Below are 22456 nucleotides of genomic sequence, written 5' to 3'. Positions count from 1 at the left end.
GTATGATTATGGCGTTTACTGGTATTACAGGAAGCTATCGTTTCCTTTTCAATCCAATCTGAGTAGTGGTAAGAGCGCAACATAAGTTAAATTTTTTTCGAAGTAAGCGTGTTTTTAAAACACGCTTCGTTTTTAAAATAATGTAACTAAAAAAATCTAAAATGTTTTCCCTAAAATAAAGGTTAATTTAAATTGAGTTATTTATGGAGTTAAATTAAACCTAAGCATTTAAAAATGCCAAATTTAACTTAAGTTATCCTTGGTAACTCAAGTAGTTCTTATAATTTCCGTGCGTGATAAATTTGAGTGAAGCCCTTATTAATTTGCCGCACAGGCAGGGTTAATTTCACTGTCTATAATTCCTCTTCTTCGGCAATGCATCTTGAACTTTTAGAGAATTATAAATGAAAATATCTACACGTCTGGCTGCGGGTTTCAGTCTGCTCATTATTCTTTTCGTATTGTGCACGGGGATTGCTCTGAACGCATTATGGCAGGCGCGGGATGGGATGGAAGATACGGTCAATAACAAGATGAAGCGCTTTACGCTGGTTCAGGATATGCGGGGAATTGCTCGAGATATGGCCATTGCCGTTCGCAACCTGGCTTTACTGAGCGATCCCGTAGAAATGCAGCCTGAATGGCAAAGATTAATCTCGCAGCAGAAAAATTATATTGAGAAGCGCCGTGAGCTGGTGGATAGCATGAGGATCAATGTTTCCTCTCACGGGAAGGAGGCTCTTGAAAAAGTCGTTGCCTCTGAGAGCGCCGCGATGGAGACGTTAATGATCGCAGGTCAAATGGGACTCGATAACCGTCAGCAAGAAGCAACGGTTTACCTCATGAAAACTGCGCGACCGGCGCAACAGGCATTAATGGGATCGCTGGATGCGCTAACAAACATCGAAATGACACTCAGCAAGGATACGATGGCTGAGAACAGTGCATCCACGACACGTACAGCGTTTATTTTATTAATAATGGCGGCGCTCTCGGTGATTATTTCTGTGGTGACCGGTTATTTAATCGTACGTGTACTGATGCGTCAGCTAGGCGGCGAGCCCGCCCAGGCACAGGCACTGGCGGCAGCCATCGCCGCGGGGAATCTGACAACCTCAATAACCTTGCGCCGTAACGATAAACACAGCCTACTGGCATCGTTAGATCGTATGCAGGAGAGTTTACGTGGACTGGTATCACAAATTAAAGACTCGGCTGGATCCGTTGCTTTAGCCGCTGATGAGATATCAAAAGGCAACACTGAACTTTCATCGCGTACTGAACAGCAGGCCGCTGCGCTTCAGGAAACGGCCGCGAGTATGGAGCAACTCACGGCAACGGTGAAAAGTAATACTGCAGGTGCACAGCAGACGGCACAAGTTGCACGTGGGACAGCAGAGCTGGCGCGAGCTGGCGAGGCGGATGTGCAGAAAATGTCGGATACGATGAACGAGATTTCTCTCAGCGCGACAAAAGTGAGGGATATTACTTCCGTCATTGAAAGCATTGCCTTCCAGACCAATATTCTTGCACTCAATGCCGCCGTTGAAGCTGCTCGCGCCGGTGAAGAAGGAAGGGGATTTGCCGTGGTTGCCGGTGAAGTCAGAACGTTAGCACAACGAAGTGCGACTGCTGCACGGGATATCAAACAACTCATTGAGCAGGCCGTAGGGCAGGTGGAAAGTGGTGTGAACGTGGCGACTGGAACCGGGCAGAGCATCATGAAAATCGTCAGCATGGTAGGTGAACTCGCGGATGCGATGGACGAGATATCTCTGGCTTCTTCCGAACAAATGCAGGGAATTTCACAGGTCAGCATTGCCGTCAGCCAAATGGATGGCGTAACGCAGAACAATGCTGCATTGGTTGAAGAGTCCTCCTCTGCGTCGCAAGAGCTTTCTGCTCAGGCACATGCTTTACGAGGCATGGTTGAAGCGTTCCAGGTTTAATATTTTCATTCACATTGGGGCTCTTATTTAATCTGGGCCCCGCATTGTTTGATTTCTTTTCGTTCGACTCCGTGTGAAAACAGCCTCAGGTAAGCTTACTCTGTGGCTCTTCCTGTTAAGGATGGGTCGCTGAGATGGCGCTAAATACCTTTTCAGTGACGATGGCCGGGTATTATCGAAATATGAACTGCTCAGTTAACAATAAACACGATACCAACAATGTCCGCTCCTGCCAAAGTGGACGCTGTGCATGACAGCGTCCACTATGAGCGAAAAGTGGGTCGTCGCGTTTAAAGCAGGGTTTATTAACATTGTCGATGAATGGCAATGCAATCAACTCAGGATTGCCTGGGCTTAGCATTCAGCCTTTATTTACCCTTTTCAGCAAGCCGCTAAGTTTTTGCACAGCCGATGTGATAATCACAAAAAATACGGGCACAAAGAAGATGGCCAGCAGCGTACCGCTAAGCATCCCGCCGAACACGCCTGTGCCAATCGCATTCTGGGTGCTCTTACTGGCACCGTTTGCCATCATCAGGGGAACCACACCAAGAGTAAAAGCCAGTGACGTCATGATAATTGGCCGCAGGCGTAGTCGGGCTGCTTGCTTCGTTGCCTCAAGCAGCGGTTCACCCTGCGCATAAAGTTGTCGCGCAAACTCTACAATGAGGATGGCGTTTTTGGTTGAAAGCCCGATTAGTGTGATCATACCGACCTTGAAAAAAACATCGTTGGACATACCTGCGAGAAATACCGCCAGTAGAGCGCCAGCCATACCCAGCGGAACGACAAGTATTACTGAAAGCGGTACTGACCAGCTCTCATACAGCGCGGCAAGCACCAGGAAAACAATAAGAACGGATAAGGCGATCAACAGCGGCATTTGAGCCGCTGAGCTACGTTCCTGCAGCGAGGTGCCAGTCCACTCGGCGTAATAGCCTGCTGGAAGAGAAGCGGCAAGTCGGTCCATTTCAGCCATCGCTGCCCCGCTGGAGTAACCAGCAGCGGCGCTGCCAGTGATTTTAATCGCCGGATAGCCCTGATAACGACTGAGCTGCTGCGGCGACTGGGTCCAGTCCGTCGAGATAAAGGCCGACAGCGGCACCATCTCACCCGAGGCATTCCTGACGTAAAGCTTGAGTAAATCTGCCAGCTGCATACGGTAACGGGAGTCCGCCTGCACAATAACCTGTTGTACTCGCCCGTTATCTACGTAGTCATTGACGTAGTTTGAGCCAATCGCGACTGACAGCATCTGATTAATGTCGTCAAAGCTGACGCCCATTGCCTGCGCTTTTTCTCTATCTACCTCAAGAGTGGCACTTACACCCGCAGGTAAACCCTCAATGTAGACATCACTGACCACGCCACTGTTATTGGCTTTCTCCGTTAGCTCTGAGGCTGTCTGCAACAATGCTGTAAAACCGCGGCCGGCACGATCTTCGAGGTAGAGGTCAAAACCCGATGAAGTCCCCATATCAGAAATCGCGGGCGGCATCAGGCTCATTACCGTTGCGGCGGGATCGTCATTCATCTTCGTCTGGACAAAATTTGCTTCACCATCAGCGGTTGCGCCTTGCCGTTCGCCCCATTCTTTCAGGGTGGTAAAGGCCATCGCGGTGTTCGGACCGGATCCGGAAAAACCAAAGCCAAAGATGGAGATATTACTGGCAATGCCGGGCCTTTCCATGATCGTTTTTTCAAGCCGATCAACCACATGACGGGTTCTTTCTTGTGTGGCATCTGACGGCAACTGGATCGATGTCATAAAGTAGCCCTGATCGTCTTCAGGGATAAAAGATGAAGGCAGCGCCAGATAGGCAGCAAAAATCACCGCACTCAGCATGGCATAAATCAGCATGACGCGGCCGCCACGGCGCAGCGTGGCGTGCAATGCCCGCTCATAGCTTGTCGTTAGGGCACTGAAGCGGCGGTTAAACACGCCTGCAAAGCCTTTCTTATCTACGCCGTGCTGCGCAATCGGCTTCAGCAGGGAAGCACACAGTGCAGGGGTCATCGTCAGCGCAAGAAAAGCCGAGACCAAAATGGAAACAGCCATCGAAAGTGTGAACTGCCGATAGATGACGCCAACCGAGCCGGTGGCGAATCCCATGGGAATAAATACGGCGGTAAGCACCAGCGTAATACCGATAATCGCTGGTGTAATCTCGCGCATCGACTCACGTGTTGCTTCTTTTGGCGACAGGCCTTTTTCAGCTATCAGGCGCTCAACGCTCTCCACTACCACAATCGCATCGTCAACAATGATGCCGATAGCCAGCACCATGCCAAACATGGTCAGCACATTAATGGAAAATCCGCTCATCAGCATTACGGTAAAAGTGCCGAGCAGCGCCACCGGCGCGACAATTGCCGGAATAAAGGTATAGCGCAGATTCTGCAGAAATAGCAGCATCACCAGGAATACCAGCACCATGGCTTCAATAAAAGTGTGGATGACTTTCTCAATCGACAGCTTCACAAACGGCGCGGTATCAAACGGCACCGAGAACGCCATGCCCTGCGGCAGCACCGTTGAGAGTTCATTTAGCCGAGAACGCACGCCCTCCGCTGTGCTGACGGCATTGGCACCCGGCATCAGCTGGATCGCTGCGGCAGTAGCCGCATGGCCGTTTTCACGAATCGCGTACGCGTAGCTCTGTAGACCCTGTTCCACGCGCGCCACGTCAGCCAGCCGGACGCGCGAACCGTTACTTAGCGCCTTAAGCGTAATGTTGCGGAACTCTTCCTCAGAACTGAGCTGCCCTCGTACGTTAAGCGGGTAGGTCACAGCTTGTCCGGGCTGCGCCGGTTCATCGCCGATTCTGCCCGGCGAGACCTGGGCGTTCTGCTGGCTTAGCGCGGTGGTAACGTCGCTGACCGAGAGCTTATAGTTAAATAGTTTGACCGGGTCCAGCCATACGCGCATTGCTTTCTCAGCGCCGAACAGCTGTACTTTGCCAACGCCTGGCACGCGGCGTAGTTCCTCAAAAACGTTACGCGCAAAATAGTCGCTCAGGTCCTGTTCGCTGAATCGACCCGAGGGCGAGCGCAACCCGACGATCATCAGAAATCCCGCGTTGGCCGCCTCCACGTTCAGACCGTTCTGACGTACGGTCAGCGGCAGCCGGGATTCAACCACCTTGATTTTGTTCTGCACATCAACCTGAGCGAGCTTGATGTCCGTTCCGGGTTTAAAGGTCACTGTAATGCTGGCAGTGCCTGACGTATCACTTGAAGACTCGAAGTAGAGGATGTCGTCAACGCTGGAGATTTCTCTCTCGATCAACGAAATGACCGACTCATTCATCGTTGCTGGCGTGGCGCCGGGATAGGTCACCGTAATGCTGACGCTCGGAGGAGCCACAGCGGGGTACTGCGCCACGGGCAACCGCGGAATGGCAATTATGCCTGCCAGTACAATAAACAGGGCGATAACCCATGCAAAAACAGGCCTTTCAATAAAAAATTGCGGCATCGGAATATCCGGGAATAAGCAGTAAAATTTGCAGTGTGCGTTAGGATCAGATTTGTTCCGTATGGACGCGGCGGCCGATATCACTCAGCTGGGAGTATTTCTCCAGCAGTTGAGGGCCATTATCCAGGCTGGTAGCGAACATCCACATATAGGTCATGACCGAATAAATGTGCCCGGCACTGATCCCCGTTGTCTGCGTCATCCAGATAATGGTCAGACTAAATAGCATGGCGACAAGCACGCCGATTGACAGATATCCCATTGCCTCGCGATCGGAGAGGCGTATGCGTAATCTGGCGAGCGTGGAGTAATGTCGCTGTAAAGATAACGATGTCGCCCTGCTAACAAAATCAACCTCTTTTTCCAGCCGATTATTGAGTTTGTTATAGAGCACTTCATTTTTACGGGCAAAACCAGGCAGGAAACAGGCCAGTAAAGCCAGGATGACCAAACAGGCAATACCCGCCCAGAATTCGATAATCAGCAACATCACTGCGGCACCCATCATCGAAAACAGCGAAGTGATGAGCATAGGAAAGTGCAGTTCAAAAAAATCAACAAACTCTCTCGACAACACAACCCGTGCTGCAACGGTTGAATGATTAAAGTTATTTTTACGTTGAGTCTTAATCACGGATACGGCCAGGGCCGCATAAATTCTGGCAAAAGTGCGGGTATCAACGCTTCTGCGCGCTGCACCCAGACACCAGATAAATAAGATCAATACGCCATAGAGCATCGCATTTATCGTCTGCCCGGACATGATGGCGTTAATGGAGACGCCAGCCAGAATCGGATACAACAGATAAGTGACGTTTTCGGCAACGACCAATAAAAAAGTAAAGAACAGCTTTTTGCGGTAGCGGTTAGCCAGTGATTTCAGCGTGCCGGAGGCGCTTGTGGTCGGGGAGATAGCCTTTATATTTTCAGTGTTCATGAGTGGTACTTCTGTTAAAATAGAGCAAGTGCTCAATAATGGTATATGTTATTTGAGCAACTGCTCAAAGTCAACTGAGGTAAGAGATGAACGCTAAATCTGAGCTAATGAAAGAGAAAATTCTTAATGCGGTTATTGAGTTATTTACAGAGAAGGGTATTGATAAGGTTAAAACGCGAGATGTAACAGAGTATCTGGGCCTGTCACGAAGCCATATTTACCATTATTTTAAAGACTGGCAGTCGCTGAGTCTCGCGGCAGTAACAAGTTTTATCAATGCAGAAATCAAGGAATTTCGTCTCATCATTCAGCCTTTATCCGCCAGGCAAAAATTGCAGGAATTTATTAACGGGATGATTACCGATGCCCCCGACCCGACCCGTAAATTATATGGTTCCTTATGGTTACTCTCTACCCATGACGAAGCTTACGCGAGTCTGATGCAAACCTTTCTGGATGAGTGGCATGAGGTGCTGGCAAACATTATTCAGACAGGCATGGACGAGCAGTCGTTCCGAATTGTTGATGTGCACCGCGTAGCGCGCCAGTTGGATGCAATGCTGTTTGGTTATAGTGAGCAGATCTTAACCCTGCCATCTAAAGGCTTAGTAGAGCAGGCGAAGGAAGATATCGACGATTTTATCCATAGAAACATACTGACATGCTGATAAAACATTAATTTAGCGTGACGGCCCTGAACTGCAAGGATGGAGCGGTCAAGACTTAGGGGCGGCAGAAGCGTTTTGCTTCAACTCTGTCTCCTGCAAGCCCCCGGATGGATATGTTTAAATTATGAAGTGGGCTATTAAACGGAAAATTAGCTGTACCAGCAACATCCACTGCTGGGATTAACCAAATACAAATACAGCGCCATGCCCGTTCATCAATTATTTCAGACGACAACTCATTCATTCGTAACAGGCGCGGTTTTCGCATCGTTGTTAATTGGCCTGGTAGCCGTGTCAGGTTGGTTTTTTATCAAATAAGCGTTGGGATGGTCACCAAGGGTTAAAATTATCGACATCCCCGCCTCAACCATTCACCTGCCTGAAAGGGTTGTAAAATGTGTGTACGATCAGGGATATTGATGCGGCTATTCGCAGCGCAGGTGACGAAAGGGAAGGGATCAAGGTGAAAACGTCGGGAACCAATCTGGAACACGCACGGGCGCACAATCGCCGCGTGATCATTGAAGCTATTCGCCTGCACGGCGAATTGACCCGCGCCGAGCTGGCTCGTCTCACCGCGCTGACGCCGCAAACCGTGTCAAATATTGTGGCAGAGCTGGAGCAGGCCGAACTGCTCACCAGTCGCGCGCCGCGCAAACAAGGACGCGGGCAACCGGCAATTCCGGTGACGCTTAATCCCGCCAGCGCCTTTTCGATCGGCATCCATCTTGATCACCAAACGTTGCTGATTGTGCTGGTGGATCTCACCGGCGAAATTCATTTCCGCCGCCTGATTCTGGTACAAAAACCCCAGCCGGATGCCACATTAGCGCGCATCGCCGACGTGCTCAGCGAAATTAAAACGCAGCTGGGCGATCGCTGGCAGAAAGTGCTGGGCATTGGCGTGGTGATGCCCGGTCCGTTTGGTGTTGAGGGCATCTCTTCAATGGGGCCGACCACGCTGCACGGCTGGGAACAGGTGGACATCGAAGCCAAACTCGCCGCGATGAGCGGCGTGCCGGTGACGTTGGAAAACGATGCCACGGTGGCAGCAATTGGTGAGCGCTTTCATGGCGTCGCGCGTCAGCTCAATTCGTTTGTCTATCTCTACATCGGCACCGGTTTGGGCGCTGGCATCATCATGGATGGCCACGTCTATAGCGGCCATGCGCATAACGCCGGCGAAGTCGGGCATGTGGTGGTGGAGCCGGGCGGACGTGAATGTTACTGCGGCAACCACGGCTGTTTAGAACGCTATGTTTCACTGCAGGCGGCGTACGAGTTTTGCGGGCTCGATCCGATGACCGCTTTGCCGGAAGATTTGCTGGAAGTCGATCCGGCGCTGTTCGATAAATGGATCGATAGCGTGTTAACGCCGCTGCGTCAGGCGATTAACCTGCTGGAATGCATCTTCGATGCCGAAAGCGTGATAATCGGCGGCATGATGCCTGCGGTGCTGCTGGATAAAATCATGCGTCGCCTGCCGCCGCTCTATCAGTCAGTGCGCGGTCGCTACCTCACCGGAACACGCGTAAAGATCGGTATGACCGGCAGCGATACCGCCGCGCTGGGTGCCGCCGCGCTGCCGATTTTTGACGAGTTCAATCCACAGTTTAACGTGTTGATGAAGTAGCGGCCTGATCATGCCGCGACCTTCACTGCCGTTTTCCGCTTCTCCTTCATCTTCCAGCACAGCCACAGCGCAATGAACCACACCGGCGAAGCGGCTAGCGCGGCGAGCGTGTCGGAATCAAATATCATGATCACTACCGAAAACAGGAAGAACATCAGCGTCGCCCACGCCATCATCCTGCCGCCGGGCATCTTAAATTTGGATTTTTGATGCAGATCCGGACGCTGCCGGCGGTACACCAGATAAGAGACCAGAATCATACCCCAGCAATAGATCACCAGAATGGCGGCCAGCGTCGAAACGATGGTGAACAGTGTTGTCACATTCGGCACCAGGAACAGCAGCAAGGTGCCGCTCAGCATGCAGAAGCAGGAGAACAGCAGGCTTCGCAGCGGGATACGCGTGGTGCGTGAAAGAATACGAAACTGCCAGTGCGCATGCTTCTCGATCGATAAGCCGTATAACATGCGGGTGCTGGAGTAGACGCCGCTATTGGCGGAAGACATCGCCGAGGTGAGTGCGACGAAATTAATGATCGCTGCCGCCGCAGGCAAGCCGGCTTTGGCAAACAGCGTCACGAACGGGCTGGTATCCGGCGATACCCCTTGCCAGGACGTCACCGCGATGATCACCATCATCGAGAGCAAGTAGAAAATCACAATCCGCAGCGGCAGAGAGTTGATCGCGCGCGGCAAAATTTTCTCGGGATCGCGCGTTTCTGCCGTCATGGTGCCGAGCAGCTCAATGCCGGTGTAAGAGAAAATCGCGATCTGGAAACCAGCCAGAAAACCGGTGATGCCATGCGGCATGAACACCGCAGGATCGGTGAGGTTGTGCACCGAGGCTTTAACGCCATCCGGCGAGGTCCAGCCGGTAAATACCATCCATCCGCCGGTGATGATCAGCGCGATGATGGTGATCACTTTGATCAGCGCAAACCAGAATTCAGCTTCACCAAAAGCCTTCACCGACAACATGTTAAACAGACACAAAATACCGAGGGTAAATAACGCGGGTATCCACGCCGACATTTCCGGGAACCAATACTGCATATACGCGCCGCATACCACCACATCGGCGATGCAGGTCACCACCCAACTTAGCCAGTACGACCAACCGAGAAAGAAGCTGGCTTTAGGGCCGAGATAATCACTGACAAAATCGGCAAACGAGCGATAGTCGAGCCGGCTAAGCAGCACTTCCCCCATTGCCCGCATCACCATATAGCTAAAAAAACCCACCAATAGGTAGATGATTAATATCGAGGTTCCGGCTACCGCAATATTGCGTCCCGCGCCCATAAACAGCCCGGTACCGATCGATCCGCCCAGCGCGATCATCTGAATATGGCGTTCGCTCAGCCCTCGCTGCAGTTTTTGCGGGGCGTCGTGAGCCCGAGCAGGCTGAATCTGCCCTTGTGTAGGTTTGTTAGACACAATGATTCCTTCAGTCTGGCGAAAAGACGCATGACGATGCCTGCCCGCAAGCATCAATGGCAAATATGGGTTGAACCTTAAAGAGGCACGTTTAAATAGATGAAAGAAAAACGAAATTAATAAAACGCTAATTCATGATGGAGGTTTCCAGCTGGGTTTTACTCATCGTGGTGGCGAGTGTTAACAAAGTCAATGCGGAAAAATAACAGTTTATTCACTTTTTGATGACCATCAAAGAACTGAAAAATAGGGATAAAATCAAAATTTATGCAATTAAGTGCATAATTAATGCATGGATATGCGCCATATGTGGCTCTTTTTTAATGCTTAGTTATTCATTTATTCAGGCATTTTTGTGTCGAAAAAGTTAAACCCCTCTTATTTGGCCTGACCCGCTTGTCTGAAAAGGTGTTAAATTACTTTCCGTCTAGTGCAATGCATTACCTTTCCACGTCTTTTCAATATAAATAACTCTGAACCTACAGGCTTCTCATGGAAAAGTTATCTTACGCTTCTGAAAGCAGTACATCTCCCTGGACTACCTACCTGAGCCAAATTGACCGTGTTGCGCCTCATCTTGGTGAATTGTCTCGCTGGATAGAAACCCTGCGTCACCCCAAAAGAGCACTGATTGTCGACATCCCGGTGCAGATGGATGACGGCTCGATTCGCCACTTCGAAGGCTATCGCGTACAGCACAATCTCTCACGCGGGCCGGGCAAAGGGGGCGTGCGTTACCATCCTGCTGTCGATTTGAATGAAGTGATGGCGCTATCCGCCTGGATGACCATCAAGTGTGCGGCGGTTAACCTGCCTTATGGCGGCGCCAAAGGCGGCATCCGTGTCGATCCGCACTCGCTGTCTGAAGGTGAACTGGAGCGATTAACCCGCCGCTACACCAGTGAAATCGGCCTGATTATTGGCCCGCAGAAAGATATTCCCGCACCCGATGTCGGCACCAATGGCAAAGTGATGGCGTGGATGATGGATACCTACTCCATGAATCACGGCACCACCATTACCGGTGTGGTCACCGGTAAACCGATCCATCTTGGCGGCTCGTTAGGGCGTGAGAAAGCGACGGGGCGTGGCGTATTTATTACCGGTCGGGAAGTGGCACAACGCTCCAATATCACCATTGAAGGCGCACGCGTGGCGCTGCAGGGCTTTGGTAATGTCGGTAGCGAAGCCGCGCGTCTGTTCGCCGAAGCCGGTGCGCGTGTGGTGGTGATTCAGGATCACACCGCAACCTTACTCAACGAAGGCGGTATTGACTTAGCCGCGTTGACTGCATGGCAGATCGAACATAAACAGATTGCTGGCTTCCCTGGCGCGCGAGAGATCGACAGAGAGCAGTTCTGGACCACCGCCATGGATATTCTGATCCCGGCGGCGCTGGAAGGACAAATTACCCGCGAGCGCGCAGAAGTTATTAGTGCCAAACTGGTACTGGAAGGGGCAAACGGCCCAACTTATCCGGATGCAGATGATATGCTCGCGAGTCGCGGCGTGCAGGTGGTGCCAGACGTAATCTGTAACGCTGGCGGGGTAACGGTGAGTTACTTCGAATGGGTGCAGGATATGGCGAGTTTCTTCTGGAGCGAAGATGAGATTAACCAGCGTATGGACCGCATCATGACCCAAGCCATGGTTCACGTTTGGGACAAGGCCGCCGAAAAGCGCTGCTCGCTGCGCACTGCCGCTTATATCGTTGCCTGCGAACGTATTTTACTGGCACGTAAAGATCGCGGTATTTATCCGGGCTAATTAATTATATTTTAAGTTTGTTTAAATTAAAGGATAAACGCCTTCGTAGTGGGCAGAGGGCGTTTATCTTCGCTATTAAGCGAGGTTTACGCCGCGTAAACCTGACCAGCACCTTGCGGCGGATTGAGTAATCATCACCGAAGGATCCTCACTGAACTCGCTCACCAAAGTCACCACCCGGTCGGTTAAACTCCTTATATTCTCGCTGCCTACATAAACGTATTCATTGGTGGGTAACACATAAGTGTAGCCTTTCTCGCACACCAAGCTACGCGCGAAACCATTCTCAAGCATCGCATAGAGCAATTCAATTTGCGCGCCAGCGGTGGGTTCTTTCAATTCGATACGGATAGTATAACTGAGCATGATATTATCTCCGGTGGCTTAATTTAAGTTTACTTAAGTTTAATTGACCAGAAATGAATTTCATTTTTTTAAGATAAATCTTAGCGCGAATTTATAAGTGATGACCGCCGTTAACAGTAAATACTGGCCCTATTAAGCGCAGCGACAAAAAGGGTTAAATAATAGTTATTAAATTACTCTTTTATTACGTTCGGCTTAAATAAGTTTATTTTTAATTAAAGACAGCCGACTCCACGCAGACTATAATTATTTTATGGCTCACTTTGGGCTGATTACTAAAAAGTGTACAAATAGTATCCGCAACGGGCGATTTTAAAGATTTTTATTAATTAGTATTTATCTCTGCCCATGAGGAGTAGCGGATGAACTTAAGCATCACGGATTTTTATGTCTTTAGTCAGGCAGATACAGAAGGGTGCTGCAATCTACACCGCGATAGTTGCCGCCTGGCTCCTGCCTATGATAATCGTGTGTTCATGGGATCATTTTATTCTCCTGACCATGCCTGGCAATATTTCCACACGCATTATCCCAACAGCCGAGCGGTATTTTGCTTGTTATGCATGAAAGAATAATGTGTGAAAAACCTTCTGCCTGAAAAATAGCGGCAGAAGGTTGTATTTAACTTTAACGAGCAGGACAGAAACTGGCCAGCAATGGATGTTTTACCCGCTAGCACAACGCATCTAAGCCGTTCCAACCTCACTGTGATGAATATAGCCTGCCACCGCACGCCGCGTAAGCTGCCCCAGCATCTGCTGCGCACCATCTGCTGCATTGTGCTGACACAGTGCGATGCCCATATTTCCCGCCGCGGGCAGCAACGCATTCAGGTGATTGAATCGCTGGCGGCGCCGCGCTTTATCTACGATCGCCATTATCTCAGCGGTGGTCGTAGCGATCGCTATGTGTTGCTGAACATTGTGGCAGGCAAACCGCGCAGCGCGGAACAGAAGCGGGCAACCTATCGGGTGTTGAGTGAACGGCTGCAACAGCGGCTCAATCTCGATCCCAATGATTTAATGATCATCATCCAGCAAACCCAGCCCGAAGACTGGAGTTTTAGCGGCGGGAAGATGTTGGATTTGGGGATGATAGTTTAAAACCGCACAAATCGTAGCGGCGCGGTATATCGCGCATTGGTGCATAAACTTCATGCGTAATAAATCGCGCCGCTACAGCGTGTACGCTTTGTAAAAAGCAGTCATTCCATTACCCAATGCCCCTCACTCACCTCACGATAACGTCGCGCTTCGGGCACAAATCCCAATGCACGCACCGGGCTTTTCAGCTCGCTGATGTCAATCTGGCGCTTCACATGACGGCGCGCCGGATCGGGCACCGGCACCGACGACAGCAATTTACGCGTGTAATCATGCTGCGGATTTTCAAATATTGCCGCGCGCGGGCCGATCTCGACGATTTCACCCAGCAGCATCACCGCCACGCGATGACTGATGCGCTCAACCACCGCCATATCGTGGGAAATAAACAGATACGACAAGCCAAGGCTCTGTTGCAGGTCGAGCAGCAGATTGATGATTTGCGCTTTCACCGTGACATCCAGCGCCGACACCGATTCATCGGCGATGATCATTTTTGGATCAAGCATCAATGCGCGAGCGATGCAGATACGCTGGCGCTGGCCGCCGGAAAATTCGTGCGGATAGCGTTTCATCATGTCAGCGGATAACCCGACGCGCTCCATCAGCGAGGCGGCTTTCGTGCGCGCCTCGGTTTTGCTGCCTAAGCGATGTTGCAGAAAAGGCTCGGTCAGCGCTTCCAGCACCGACATGCGCGGATTGAGGCTGGCAAACGGATCCTGAAAAATCATCTGCATGGCGCGGCGCAAAGTGCGCAGCTCATGAGCAGAAAGATTCAGTACGTCGTAACCATCAAAGGCCACTTCACCCGCGTCGGGTGTGACGAGGCGCGTCAGTGAACGTCCGGTGGTGGATTTTCCACAGCCCGATTCACCAACCAGCGACAAGGTTTCGCCCGGCATTAGATCAAACGAGATGTTCTCCACCGCATGTACCGCGCCGGTTTTGCGGCTGAATACGCCTTCGTGGATGCTGAAGCGGGTGCTGAGATTTTTAACCGACAGCAGCGGCTGCTGCGATGTCGATACAGCGTTGGTCTCAGATGCGTCGCGCTGGTCAAAGGAAAACTTACGCGGTCCAGCAATGCCGCGCATCGCGCCAAGCTGCGGCACGGTCGCAATCAGCGTGCGGGTGTAATCCGCAGCGGGCGCGGAAAAAATCGCGGCGGTGGTGCCGGTTTCCATCACATCGCCTTGATACATCACCAGCGTGCGATCCGACACCTCTGCCACCACGCCCATATCGTGGGTGATAAACAGCACCGCCGTGCCTTCCTCTTCCTGCAACGTCTTAATCAGGTCAAGAATCTGCCCCTGAATGGTGACGTCCAGCGCGGTGGTCGGTTCATCGGCAATCAGCAGTTTTGGCCGCAGCGCCAGCGCCATCGCAATCATCACGCGCTGGCGCATGCCACCGGAAAAGTGGTGCGGATAATCATTGAAGCGTTTCGCCGCGTTGGGAATACGCACTTTCTCCAGCAGCCGAATGGTCTCTTCACGCGCGACGCGTTTACTGATTTTGCGGTGATTGATCAGCGCCTCAGCAATTTGATTGCCGATGGTGAACGACGGATTCAGGCTGGTCATCGGCTCCTGAAAAATCATCGCCACCGCATTGCCGCGAATGTCACGCATGGCGGATTCGCTCAGCGTCAGCAGATCGACGCCGTTCAGCAGCACTTTGCCGCTGACGCGCGCGTGGCGCATGTTGAGTAAGCGCATGATCGCCATCGAGGTGACGCTTTTCCCCGAACCGGATTCACCGACAATCGCCAGCGTTTCACCGGCATTAACGGTGAGCGACAGGTTCTTCACCACCTCGCGCCAGTGATCCTCAACGCGAAAGGCGACGGTCAGATTTTCGATGCGCAGCACCGGTTCGACTGCTGAAGCGGGCGCGTTCATTTCGCTGCCATAAAGCGTGCCGATAAGTGGCTAACCGGCAGATAAGTGAAATCGGTATCGAACGGATAGGCGGGCTGCAATTTGCGCTTGCGAGTTAAGCGTTCCACATATTGATCAACCACGCCTTCCGACAGCGCCATCAGGTTGGGATTGGCCAGGGGTGCCAGCTCCGGCGACAGATAACCGGACTTCACTACCACGATTTTGGCCGCTGCGGGATCGAGGCCGAGCAGGGCGAAATCCGCCAGGTTGTGATAAGGACGGCGACGGTCGGCGACCACCAGCGTAATGCCGCCGGTTTGCAGCAGCGCCTGTTTCGCCAGCGAACGCGCATCATCGCTGAGATGTTTCACCACAAATTCGGCCTGCACTTTGCCGCCGGCCGGATCGAGTGAAGCGCCAACATTCAGCGTTAAGCTTGCGCCAACGCCAGCAGCAAAGGCCGCGTCAGTGGCCGGTTTATCGGTGATACCAGCCACGATCACCTGCTGCGCACCCTGGCGAATCAGTTCCGCCAACACATCCGCGCGATCGCCGACGCCGCCGCCGGTGGGATTATCCCCAGAATCAGCCAGAATCACCGGCGCGGTTTCGCTGGCGATGGCCATGCTGACGCACTCTTCAATGCTGCCGGTGACGCAGCCAAAACTAAATTCATCGCGCGCCTGCCAGTAAGCCAGCGCCAGTTTAGCCGCCTGTTCCGCCAGCACATCGGCATCGGTGCCGGTCATGATCGCGGCGGCGGTGGCGCGCGGTTCATCGGCCCAGACGTAACCGACCATCAGCGACGCATCCCAGACGTGCTCCAGCTGGTTTATCGCGGGCAAACGGGCATACAAACTTTTGGCGGGTTCATCTTCGGTGCTGGTGCGTTCACCGGGTAACACCACCGGAATCGGCGCCCACACCACGCCGGGTTTGACGCCGGTTTGCAGGCTTTTCACCAGCATCGATACCGAGCGGCGCATGGTCTCTTCGACATCGATGTGCGGCGCAGTGCGATAGGTCGAGAACATATCGATGGCATCAATGATGCGTTGCGTAACGTTGCCGTGCAGATCGTAGCTAACGGTGATCGGGCACTCCGCGCCGACCAGCTCGCGCGTGGCGCTGATCCAGTCGCCTTCGGCATCTTCCATGCCTTCAACATAAACCGCACCGTGCATCGCGAGATAAACGCCATCCACCGGCAAATGTGCCGCGAGGCGCGTCAGGAAATCCTGCTTAAAATCGTCGTAGGTGACGCGCGCCACCGGACCACCGGCGATGGCGCGCGCGTGGAAGGTCGGCAGAAACTCGGCATCATAATCCTGCAAAAAGGCGAAATAAGGATTGGTGGTCAGTTCATCCCCGCGCACGATGCGGAAGTCGTCGGCATAATTCAGCACCGGATTATAAGTACTGCACTCAGTATGAATGCCACCAAAAGCAATGCGCATAGCAGCCTCCGCTAGTCGGGTAAGTGAATGATAAAACGATACGCCGCCACACTGGCTGCGGCTCTGGCCCAGCTCTCTTCGTTGATCACCATGCTGGCGATCGGTGTTTTGCCGATAATCGACGGCAGCACATGGCTGTCGATGGCCTGCATCACCACGGTTTTAAGCAATCCATCAAACGCATTGGGCTGATGCGCAATCACAATCAACTCGGGATCGTTCATCTGGATAATATTGGCGATGGATAAGCCCAGCGCATGACCGGCCTGATGCAAAATGGCAATCGCCGCGCTGTTACCTTTCACCGCCAGCGCTTCCAGTTCGGTAATCGATTCACATTCCAGCGCTTTATCACGCACGCTTTCGCGGATGGCGGTTAACGAGGCCAGCGTATCGAGGCAGCCGCGTTTGCCGCAGCGGCAGGGACGTCCGCCGGGCTCGATGGTGCAGTGGGCGATTTCACCGGCAGCGCCGTGCGCGCCCCGATGCAGTTGGCCCTGAAAGAAATGCGCCGACCCAATGCCATCACCGTGCGAAATCAGGGTGAAGTTGCGCGCCTTTTTTGCCACGCCGAAAATCTTCTCGCTCACCGCCAGCGCTTTGGCATCGTTTTCTAACGACACTTCCAGCCCGGTTTGCTGTTTCAGCAGTTCCGCCAGCGGCACGTTCTTCCAGCCCAGCAGCGCCGACTGCACGCAAATCGCCTGATGTTCATCGACAAAGCCGGAAAGCGTCACGCCCAGGCCAATCAGCTGATCCTGCGTAATTGATTTCTGCGCAATCAGGTCCGGGATCGCCGCCGCAATGGTTTTGGCCAGCTGCGGCGGATCGAGATTCAACGGCATCTGGGTGGCGGCCAGCGTGCGGCCGTGCATATCAATCAGCACCAATACCACGCGTTCGTCCAGCAGCGAGGCACCGAGAAAATAGGCGCTGTCGGCACGCATTTTTAATAACACCGATGGGCGACCCTGGCCGCTGGATTCCGGAATACTCTCTTCCAGCAATCCGGCCTGCAGCATCTCTTTCACCAGCGTGCTAATTGCGGCTTTGCTTAATTTCATTTTTTCCGCAAGCACGGTGCGGCTCATGCCATGCGACGCAATAAGTAAGCGCAGAATTTGTTGCTGGTGGGCATTGAGCATTGAAGTTCTCACAGCGTTAGCACTATGCGCTGACAATAATAAGGACAGAAAACAAATACAACGCTATTTAGTTAAATTTCTGAATGTAGATCTGATTATAAGTAAATTATATGAACCAACCTATTGGCTTTTGTTTGGTGAGTGTGGCTTATATAGCGTGGATATTTCACCGATCGTTTCAATGATTCATTGAGGGCCTTCATGGAAAGCAAAAATAAGCATTTCAAGGTACTGACGCTGGCCGGCTGTTTACTGGCGTCGATGGCGAGCGCCTCCGTTTTTGCCAGCCAGCTGGTGATCATGCAGAACGAACCACCGCGCAGCATGGATCCTGGCAACCAAACCGCGACCTTCACCGGCACGGTGCTGGACCCAATGTACGAAGGCCTGACGCGTCTCGGTGATGACGGCAAAATCATTCCGGCATTGGCATTATCCTGGACATCCGATGACAGCGGACTTAACTGGACCTTTACCCTGCGACCCAATGTGAAATTCCACGACGGCACGCCCTTTAATGCCGATGCGGTAGTGGAAAACTTCCAGCGTCATTTAAATACGCAGCGCGGTTTAGCGGGTAGTGGGAAAATTCGCACCTTTATTCAGGACGTGAAGAAAAAAGACGAACTTACCGTCACGTTTCAGCTGAAAAAAATTAATCCGGCTTTTTTAACTGTTTTAGCCTCCGGCCCAGGATTAATGGTGAGCCCAAAAGCGGACAAGGCGGGCAGTATTAACAATAAAGCCGACGGCACCGGGCCTTATAAACTGGTGCAGTACAAATCCGGTGAATATGTACTTGAACAAAAGAATCCCGACTATTGGGGGAAATCTTCCGGTCCGGATGAAATTAAATGGACGTGGAGCAGCGAGCCTTCAGTGATGAATATGGCGCTGCAATCGGGTCAGGTTGATATTATTAACCCGGTGCCGCCGCAGTTTGCCGGCATGTTAAAAAACAACGCCAACGTAAATCTTAAACAGTCGCCGGGCGCGGCGGTGTTCTGGGTCGATCTCAATACCCAAAGCAAAGCGCTGAGCGATGTGCGCGTGCGTCAGGCGCTGAATTTCGCCACCGACCAGCAGGCGCTGGTGAAAGCCATCATGTTTGGTTATGCGCAACCGGCAAACTCCGCGTTGGCACCGGTCGATCCCAACTACGACAATAGCTTGCATAACTATCCGTACGATCTGCAAAAAGCCAAAGATCTGCTGAAAGCGGCGGGCTATGCCGACGGTTTCCCGATGTCGATTGCGGTGCAGGCGCCGGATGCGCGTACCGCACAAGTGCTGCAGGGCATGTGGAGCAAAATCGGCGTGAAACTTAACGTGCGCCAGATGGAGAGCGGCGTGTGGACCAAAGCAGCATTTGCTGATGGCAAAGAGAAAGCCGCGCAGGGCACCGATGCGGTGCTGGCGTCCTGGTCTTCCGGTTTATATGGCTCGGATCTGCAGCTGCGTCCGCTGTATCACACCAGCAGCTTTGCGCCGGGCGGGGCTAATCTGGGCTTCTTCAGCGACAAGCAAACCGATGATCTGATCGATACCGCCGCATCCACACTCGACGATGCCAAACGCAAAGATCTCTATTTCCAGGCGCAAAAACAGATCAGCGGATTAGCGCCGCAGGTGTTGCTGTTCTATCAGGACGATCTCTATGCCGCACGTAAAAATATCAGCGGCGTGGTTATGCAGCCGGGCGGACAAATCGTCGTGCGCGACGCAGTGAAGCAATAACCTCATGGCTGATGTGATATGAAAGCGTACGTCGCAAAAAAGGTGCTTTCGCTGCCGTTAATTATTTTCGGCGTGTCGATTATCGTGTTTATCGCCATCCGCGCGCTGCCGGGCGATCCGGCGCGGCTAATGGCGGGACCGGAAGCGCCGCAGGAAGCGGTGGACAGTATGCGCGTGCGGCTGGGGCTCGATCAGCCGCTGCCGCTGCAATATGTCAGGTTCGCGGCGGAAGCGCTGCACGGCAACCTTGGCTTGTCGTTGCAGTCGCAGCGTCCGGTGATGACGGAGATCAGCGAGCGTTTGCCGTACACCTTATCGCTGGCGGCGCTGGCGTATCTGCTGGCGATTGCGATAGGTGTTCCGGCGGGCATGACCGGCGCCATTTATCGCCAGCGTATTCCGGATCAAATCGTGATGGTGCTGACCATTGCCGGTGCGTCGATTGCCAACTTTTGGCTGGCGCTACTGGCGATGAATTACTTCGCGGTCGAGTTGGGCTGGTTACCGCTGCTGGGCGCCGATTCGTGGAAAAACTACATCATGCCCACGGTTACGCTGGCAATCCTGCCGATGGCGATGATCGCCCGCATGACGCGTTCCAGCATGCTGGATGTGCTGAGTCAGGATTACATCCGTACCGCCAAAGCCAAGGGATTATCCTCCGCCAGCATTAACTGGAAGCATGCGCTGCGAAATGCACTGATCCCGATTGTCACCATTGTGGCGCTCAACTTCGGCAGCTTGATTGGCGGCGCGGTGGTCACTGAATCGGTGTTCAATTGGCCGGGCATTGGCCGCTTGCTGGTGGACTCGGTGCGCTACCGCGATTATCCGGTGATTCAGGGCGTGACGCTGGTGGCCGTGACTGGCGTGGTGCTGATGAATCTGGTGGGCGAAATCCTGATTGGCTTGCTCAATCCAAAAATAAGGTTCGACTGATGAACAGCATTGATACTTCCGTGCTGCCGCCGCGTTCGCGCAGCCGACACCTGATCAGCACTTTACTGGCAAATCCGTCCATTGCCATCGGCGGTGCGTTAGTGCTGCTGGTGGTGCTCGCTGCTGCGCTGGCTCCGCTGATTACCCATTGGGATCCAGTGGATCAGGATCTGCTCAACACCTTGCAAGCGCCATCGGCCGCGCACTGGTTTGGCACCGACGATTATGGCCGCGATCTTTTTTCGCGCGTGATTTACGGCGCGCGTATCACGCTGTTTGAAGTGAGCCTCAGCGTCGCGATCTCCATGGTGATCGGTATTCCGCTCGGCATCATTTCCGGCTTAGCGGGATGCAAGATGGATGCGCTGATCATGTGGGTAATGGATATCATCTTCGCCTTTCCCGGCATCGTGCTGGCGATTTTGATCGTTAGCGTGCTCGGCGAAGGACTGACCAATATGCTGATCGCCATTTCGCTGTTTTCGATTCCGGTGTATGCGCGTCTGAGCCGCAACCTGACGCTGGGCCTGAAGAACATGGAGTACATCGAAGCGGCGCATATGCTCGGGGTGCGCTATCCGCGCATCATTACGCACTACATTCTGCGCAACTCAATTGGACCGCTGATTGTGCAATCCACGCTGACGGCGGGCGCGGTGGTGCTGTCCGCCGCCAGTTTGTCCTTCCTCGGTTTAGGCGTGCAGCCACCGATGCCGGAGTGGGGCACCATGATGAGCGATGGGCGCAACTTCCTCGGCCTGAATATTTATGTGTCACTCTTCCCCGGATTGGCGATTTTGATTACCGTGCTGGGCTTCAATGTGTTGGGCGACGGTTTGCGTGATGTGATGGATAAACGTTTATGAGAAGACAATCTGCGGTGATTTGCCTCGATCTGGGCGGCTCTTTTATCAAGCTAGGCGTGATGAATGCGCAGGATCAATTAATCCTGCTCGATCAGCATAAAATTCCGGCTACCAGCTGGGACGATTTCACCGCGCTGGTTAGTCGCATGATAGCCCAGCATCACCTGCAGTTTACCGCCAGCAGTGCGGTAGCGATCTCCACCGCGGGCATTGTGGCACCCGACTCTGGCGAGATATTTGCCAGCAATATTCCCGCGTTTCACCAGCGCAGTTTGGCGAACGAGTTGGGTGCGCTGCTGCAACGCCAGGTGATTGTGCATAACGATGCCGACTGCTTCACGCTGGCGGAAGCGCTGGCGGGCGCGGGAAAAGGTCACAAAGTGGTGTTTGGCGCGATTCTGGGTTCGGGCGTTGGCGGCGGATTGGTGGCAGATGGCCGCATCATTACCGGGCAAAACGGATTGACCGGCGAATGGGGACATGGGCCAATCACATTAACCGAAGTGGAGATTGATGGCGTCACGCGGCGACTGCCGCGTAAGGCGTGTCCATGCGGGCAAAAGGGCTGTCTCGACAGCTACGGCGGTGCGCGCGGGCTGGAAAATCTGCATCAGACGTTGCATGACCGCACGGCGAGCAGCGTTGAGATTATCGAATGCTGGCAGCAGCAGGATGCGCTGGCGCAGCAAACCGTTCAGGCATGGCTGCAAATTGTCGGTCAGCCGCTGGCATACACCATCAATATCACCGGCGCGTCGCGCGTGGCGGTGGGCGGCGGATTGGCATCGGTGGCTCCGCTGATCGCGGCGTTAGATGAGGTGGTGCAGGGTTACGTATTGCGCCGCACCGTACATCGTCTGGTGGTGCCAGGTGAGTTCGCGCATCACGGCGGCATGATGGGCGCAGCGCTGTTGGCGCTGCAGAATACGCACACTCTGTAGCGGGGCGATTTATCGCGCAATGAATTGCGCCGCTACGGAAGCGGGATTTTGCGCTATCATAAGCCGCTCACTCTGCTCAGTCCTGACGATGATTGTTTCAGGCAATCACGATCCTGACTGAGTTCTTCACTTGCGGTTCGGAAAACTC

17 protein-coding genes are annotated in these 22456 nt (G+C 53.0%); 10 read left to right on the top strand and 7 right to left on the bottom strand.

All coding sequences use genetic code 11. The features are described from left to right. Nucleotides 1–404 precede the first annotated feature (404 nt). Nucleotides 405–1949: a methyl-accepting chemotaxis protein gene (locus KVT28_RS08115; protein WP_110866706.1), complete on the top strand. Its 1545-nt coding sequence runs from the start codon at nt 405–407 to the stop codon at nt 1947–1949. A gap of 361 nt (nt 1950–2310) precedes the next feature. On the opposite strand, the gene KVT28_RS08110 is transcribed toward KVT28_RS08115, so the two are convergent. Together KVT28_RS08110 and KVT28_RS08105 are read right to left on the bottom strand one after the other, a co-directional pair. Continuing rightward, on the bottom strand, nt 2311–5427 hold the full coding sequence (locus KVT28_RS08110) for a multidrug efflux RND transporter permease subunit (RefSeq protein WP_217547619.1): 3117 nt from the start codon (nt 5425–5427) through the stop codon (nt 2311–2313). A gap of 46 nt (nt 5428–5473) precedes the next feature. After that, nucleotides 5474–6364: an ABC transporter six-transmembrane domain-containing protein gene (locus KVT28_RS08105; RefSeq protein WP_110866708.1), complete on the bottom strand. Its 891-nt coding sequence runs from the start codon at nt 6362–6364 to the stop codon at nt 5474–5476. 86 nt (nt 6365–6450) lie between these two features. On the opposite strand from KVT28_RS08105, the gene KVT28_RS08100 reads away from it, so the two are divergent. Beyond that, the gene (locus KVT28_RS08100) at nt 6451–7032 is read left to right on the top strand and encodes a TetR/AcrR family transcriptional regulator (protein WP_217547616.1); all 582 of its coding nucleotides are present in this window, start codon (nt 6451–6453) and stop codon (nt 7030–7032) included. A gap of 463 nt (nt 7033–7495) precedes the next feature. Further along, on the top strand, nt 7496–8665 hold the full coding sequence (locus KVT28_RS08095; protein ID WP_137387222.1) for an ROK family transcriptional regulator: 1170 nt from the start codon (nt 7496–7498) through the stop codon (nt 8663–8665). An 8-nt stretch (nt 8666–8673) separates the two neighbouring features. Here KVT28_RS08095 and KVT28_RS08090 read toward each other — a convergent pair whose 3' ends face one another. Continuing rightward, nucleotides 8674–10101 (bottom strand): amino acid permease, encoded by a 1428-nt coding sequence (locus KVT28_RS08090; RefSeq protein WP_277975105.1) that lies wholly within the window; start codon nt 10099–10101, stop codon nt 8674–8676. Between the two features lie 492 nt (nt 10102–10593). On the opposite strand from KVT28_RS08090, the gene KVT28_RS08085 reads away from it, so the two are divergent. Beyond that, nucleotides 10594–11868, top strand: coding sequence for a Glu/Leu/Phe/Val dehydrogenase (locus KVT28_RS08085; protein WP_217547614.1), 1275 nt, complete (start codon nt 10594–10596; stop codon nt 11866–11868). Nucleotides 11869–11943: 75 nt separating this feature from the next. Here the strand turns inward: KVT28_RS08085 and KVT28_RS08080 are convergent, their stop codons facing one another. Next, nucleotides 11944–12234 carry a hypothetical protein gene (locus KVT28_RS08080; protein ID WP_101761060.1) on the bottom strand — a complete coding sequence of 97 codons (291 nt, stop codon included), beginning with the start codon at nt 12232–12234 and terminating at the stop codon, nt 11944–11946. Nucleotides 12235–12596: 362 nt separating this feature from the next. On the opposite strand from KVT28_RS08080, the gene KVT28_RS08075 reads away from it, so the two are divergent. Both KVT28_RS08075 and KVT28_RS08070 read left to right on the top strand, forming a co-directional pair. Then, nucleotides 12597–12809, top strand: a complete 213-nt coding sequence (locus KVT28_RS08075; protein ID WP_101761059.1) for a hypothetical protein — start codon at nt 12597–12599, stop codon at nt 12807–12809. A 135-nt stretch (nt 12810–12944) separates the two neighbouring features. Next, nucleotides 12945–13337 (top strand): tautomerase family protein, encoded by a 393-nt coding sequence (locus KVT28_RS08070; protein ID WP_254633486.1) that lies wholly within the window; start codon nt 12945–12947, stop codon nt 13335–13337. Nucleotides 13338–13438: 101 nt separating this feature from the next. Here KVT28_RS08070 and KVT28_RS08065 read toward each other — a convergent pair whose 3' ends face one another. The 3 genes from KVT28_RS08065 to KVT28_RS08055 are packed head-to-tail and all read right to left on the bottom strand — an operon-like array spanning nt 13439 to nt 17825. Continuing rightward, nucleotides 13439–15241: an ABC transporter ATP-binding protein gene (locus KVT28_RS08065; RefSeq protein WP_217547611.1), complete on the bottom strand. Its 1803-nt coding sequence runs from the start codon at nt 15239–15241 to the stop codon at nt 13439–13441. Continuing rightward, nucleotides 15238–16680 (bottom strand): M81 family metallopeptidase, encoded by a 1443-nt coding sequence (locus tag KVT28_RS08060; protein WP_101761057.1) that lies wholly within the window; start codon nt 16678–16680, stop codon nt 15238–15240. The genes KVT28_RS08065 and KVT28_RS08060 overlap by 4 nt, the downstream gene beginning before the upstream one ends. Before the next feature lie 11 nt (nt 16681–16691). Further along, on the bottom strand, nt 16692–17825 hold the full coding sequence (locus KVT28_RS08055) for an ROK family transcriptional regulator (RefSeq protein WP_101761056.1): 1134 nt from the start codon (nt 17823–17825) through the stop codon (nt 16692–16694). A gap of 201 nt (nt 17826–18026) precedes the next feature. Here KVT28_RS08055 and KVT28_RS08050 point away from each other — a divergent pair, with 201 nt between their 5' ends. From KVT28_RS08050 to KVT28_RS08035, 4 genes are read left to right on the top strand one after another with little or no spacing between them, the layout of a single operon-like run. Beyond that, the gene (locus KVT28_RS08050; RefSeq protein ID WP_101761055.1) at nt 18027–19562 is read left to right on the top strand and encodes an ABC transporter substrate-binding protein; all 1536 of its coding nucleotides are present in this window, start codon (nt 18027–18029) and stop codon (nt 19560–19562) included. A gap of 18 nt (nt 19563–19580) precedes the next feature. Next, nucleotides 19581–20501, top strand: a complete 921-nt coding sequence (locus KVT28_RS08045; protein WP_101761054.1) for an ABC transporter permease — start codon at nt 19581–19583, stop codon at nt 20499–20501. Beyond that, a complete protein-coding gene (locus KVT28_RS08040; protein ID WP_101761053.1) occupies nt 20501–21367 on the top strand; it encodes an ABC transporter permease in 867 nt (288 codons plus the stop codon). The genes KVT28_RS08045 and KVT28_RS08040 overlap by 1 nt, the downstream gene beginning before the upstream one ends. Beyond that, nucleotides 21364–22308 carry an ROK family protein gene (locus KVT28_RS08035; RefSeq protein ID WP_101761052.1) on the top strand — a complete coding sequence of 315 codons (945 nt, stop codon included), beginning with the start codon at nt 21364–21366 and terminating at the stop codon, nt 22306–22308. Before KVT28_RS08040 ends, KVT28_RS08035 begins: the two co-directional genes overlap by 4 nt. Nucleotides 22309–22456: the final 148 nt, after the last annotated feature.

The sequence above is a fragment of the Pantoea sp. GbtcB22 genome (genome assembly GCF_019091025.1).
Taxonomy (GTDB): Bacteria; Pseudomonadota; Gammaproteobacteria; order Enterobacterales; family Enterobacteriaceae; genus Pantoea; species Pantoea leporis.
This window is presented reverse-complemented; position numbering and strand designations above follow the sequence as displayed.

Excerpts from the sequence above, each read along its gene's own strand:
- KVT28_RS08115 (WP_110866706.1), top strand. The coding sequence starts at position 405 with ATGAAAATATCTACACGTCTGGCTGCGGGTTTCAGTCTGCTCATTATT.
- KVT28_RS08110 (WP_217547619.1), bottom strand. The coding sequence starts at position 5,427 with ATGCCGCAATTTTTTATTGAAAGGCCTGTTTTTGCATGGGTTATCGCC.
- KVT28_RS08105 (WP_110866708.1), bottom strand. The coding sequence starts at position 6,364 with ATGAACACTGAAAATATAAAGGCTATCTCCCCGACCACAAGCGCCTCC.
- KVT28_RS08100 (WP_217547616.1), top strand. The coding sequence starts at position 6,451 with ATGAACGCTAAATCTGAGCTAATGAAAGAGAAAATTCTTAATGCGGTT.
- KVT28_RS08085 (WP_217547614.1), top strand. The coding sequence starts at position 10,594 with ATGGAAAAGTTATCTTACGCTTCTGAAAGCAGTACATCTCCCTGGACT.
- KVT28_RS08080 (WP_101761060.1), bottom strand. The coding sequence starts at position 12,234 with ATGCTCAGTTATACTATCCGTATCGAATTGAAAGAACCCACCGCTGGC.
- KVT28_RS08075 (WP_101761059.1), top strand. The coding sequence starts at position 12,597 with ATGAACTTAAGCATCACGGATTTTTATGTCTTTAGTCAGGCAGATACA.
- KVT28_RS08070 (WP_254633486.1), top strand. The coding sequence starts at position 12,945 with ATGAATATAGCCTGCCACCGCACGCCGCGTAAGCTGCCCCAGCATCTG.
- KVT28_RS08065 (WP_217547611.1), bottom strand. The coding sequence starts at position 15,241 with ATGAACGCGCCCGCTTCAGCAGTCGAACCGGTGCTGCGCATCGAAAAT.
- KVT28_RS08060 (WP_101761057.1), bottom strand. The coding sequence starts at position 16,680 with ATGCGCATTGCTTTTGGTGGCATTCATACTGAGTGCAGTACTTATAAT.
- KVT28_RS08055 (WP_101761056.1), bottom strand. The coding sequence starts at position 17,825 with ATGCTCAATGCCCACCAGCAACAAATTCTGCGCTTACTTATTGCGTCG.
- KVT28_RS08050 (WP_101761055.1), top strand. The coding sequence starts at position 18,027 with ATGGAAAGCAAAAATAAGCATTTCAAGGTACTGACGCTGGCCGGCTGT.
- KVT28_RS08045 (WP_101761054.1), top strand. The coding sequence starts at position 19,581 with ATGAAAGCGTACGTCGCAAAAAAGGTGCTTTCGCTGCCGTTAATTATT.
- KVT28_RS08040 (WP_101761053.1), top strand. The coding sequence starts at position 20,501 with ATGAACAGCATTGATACTTCCGTGCTGCCGCCGCGTTCGCGCAGCCGA.
- KVT28_RS08035 (WP_101761052.1), top strand. The coding sequence starts at position 21,364 with ATGAGAAGACAATCTGCGGTGATTTGCCTCGATCTGGGCGGCTCTTTT.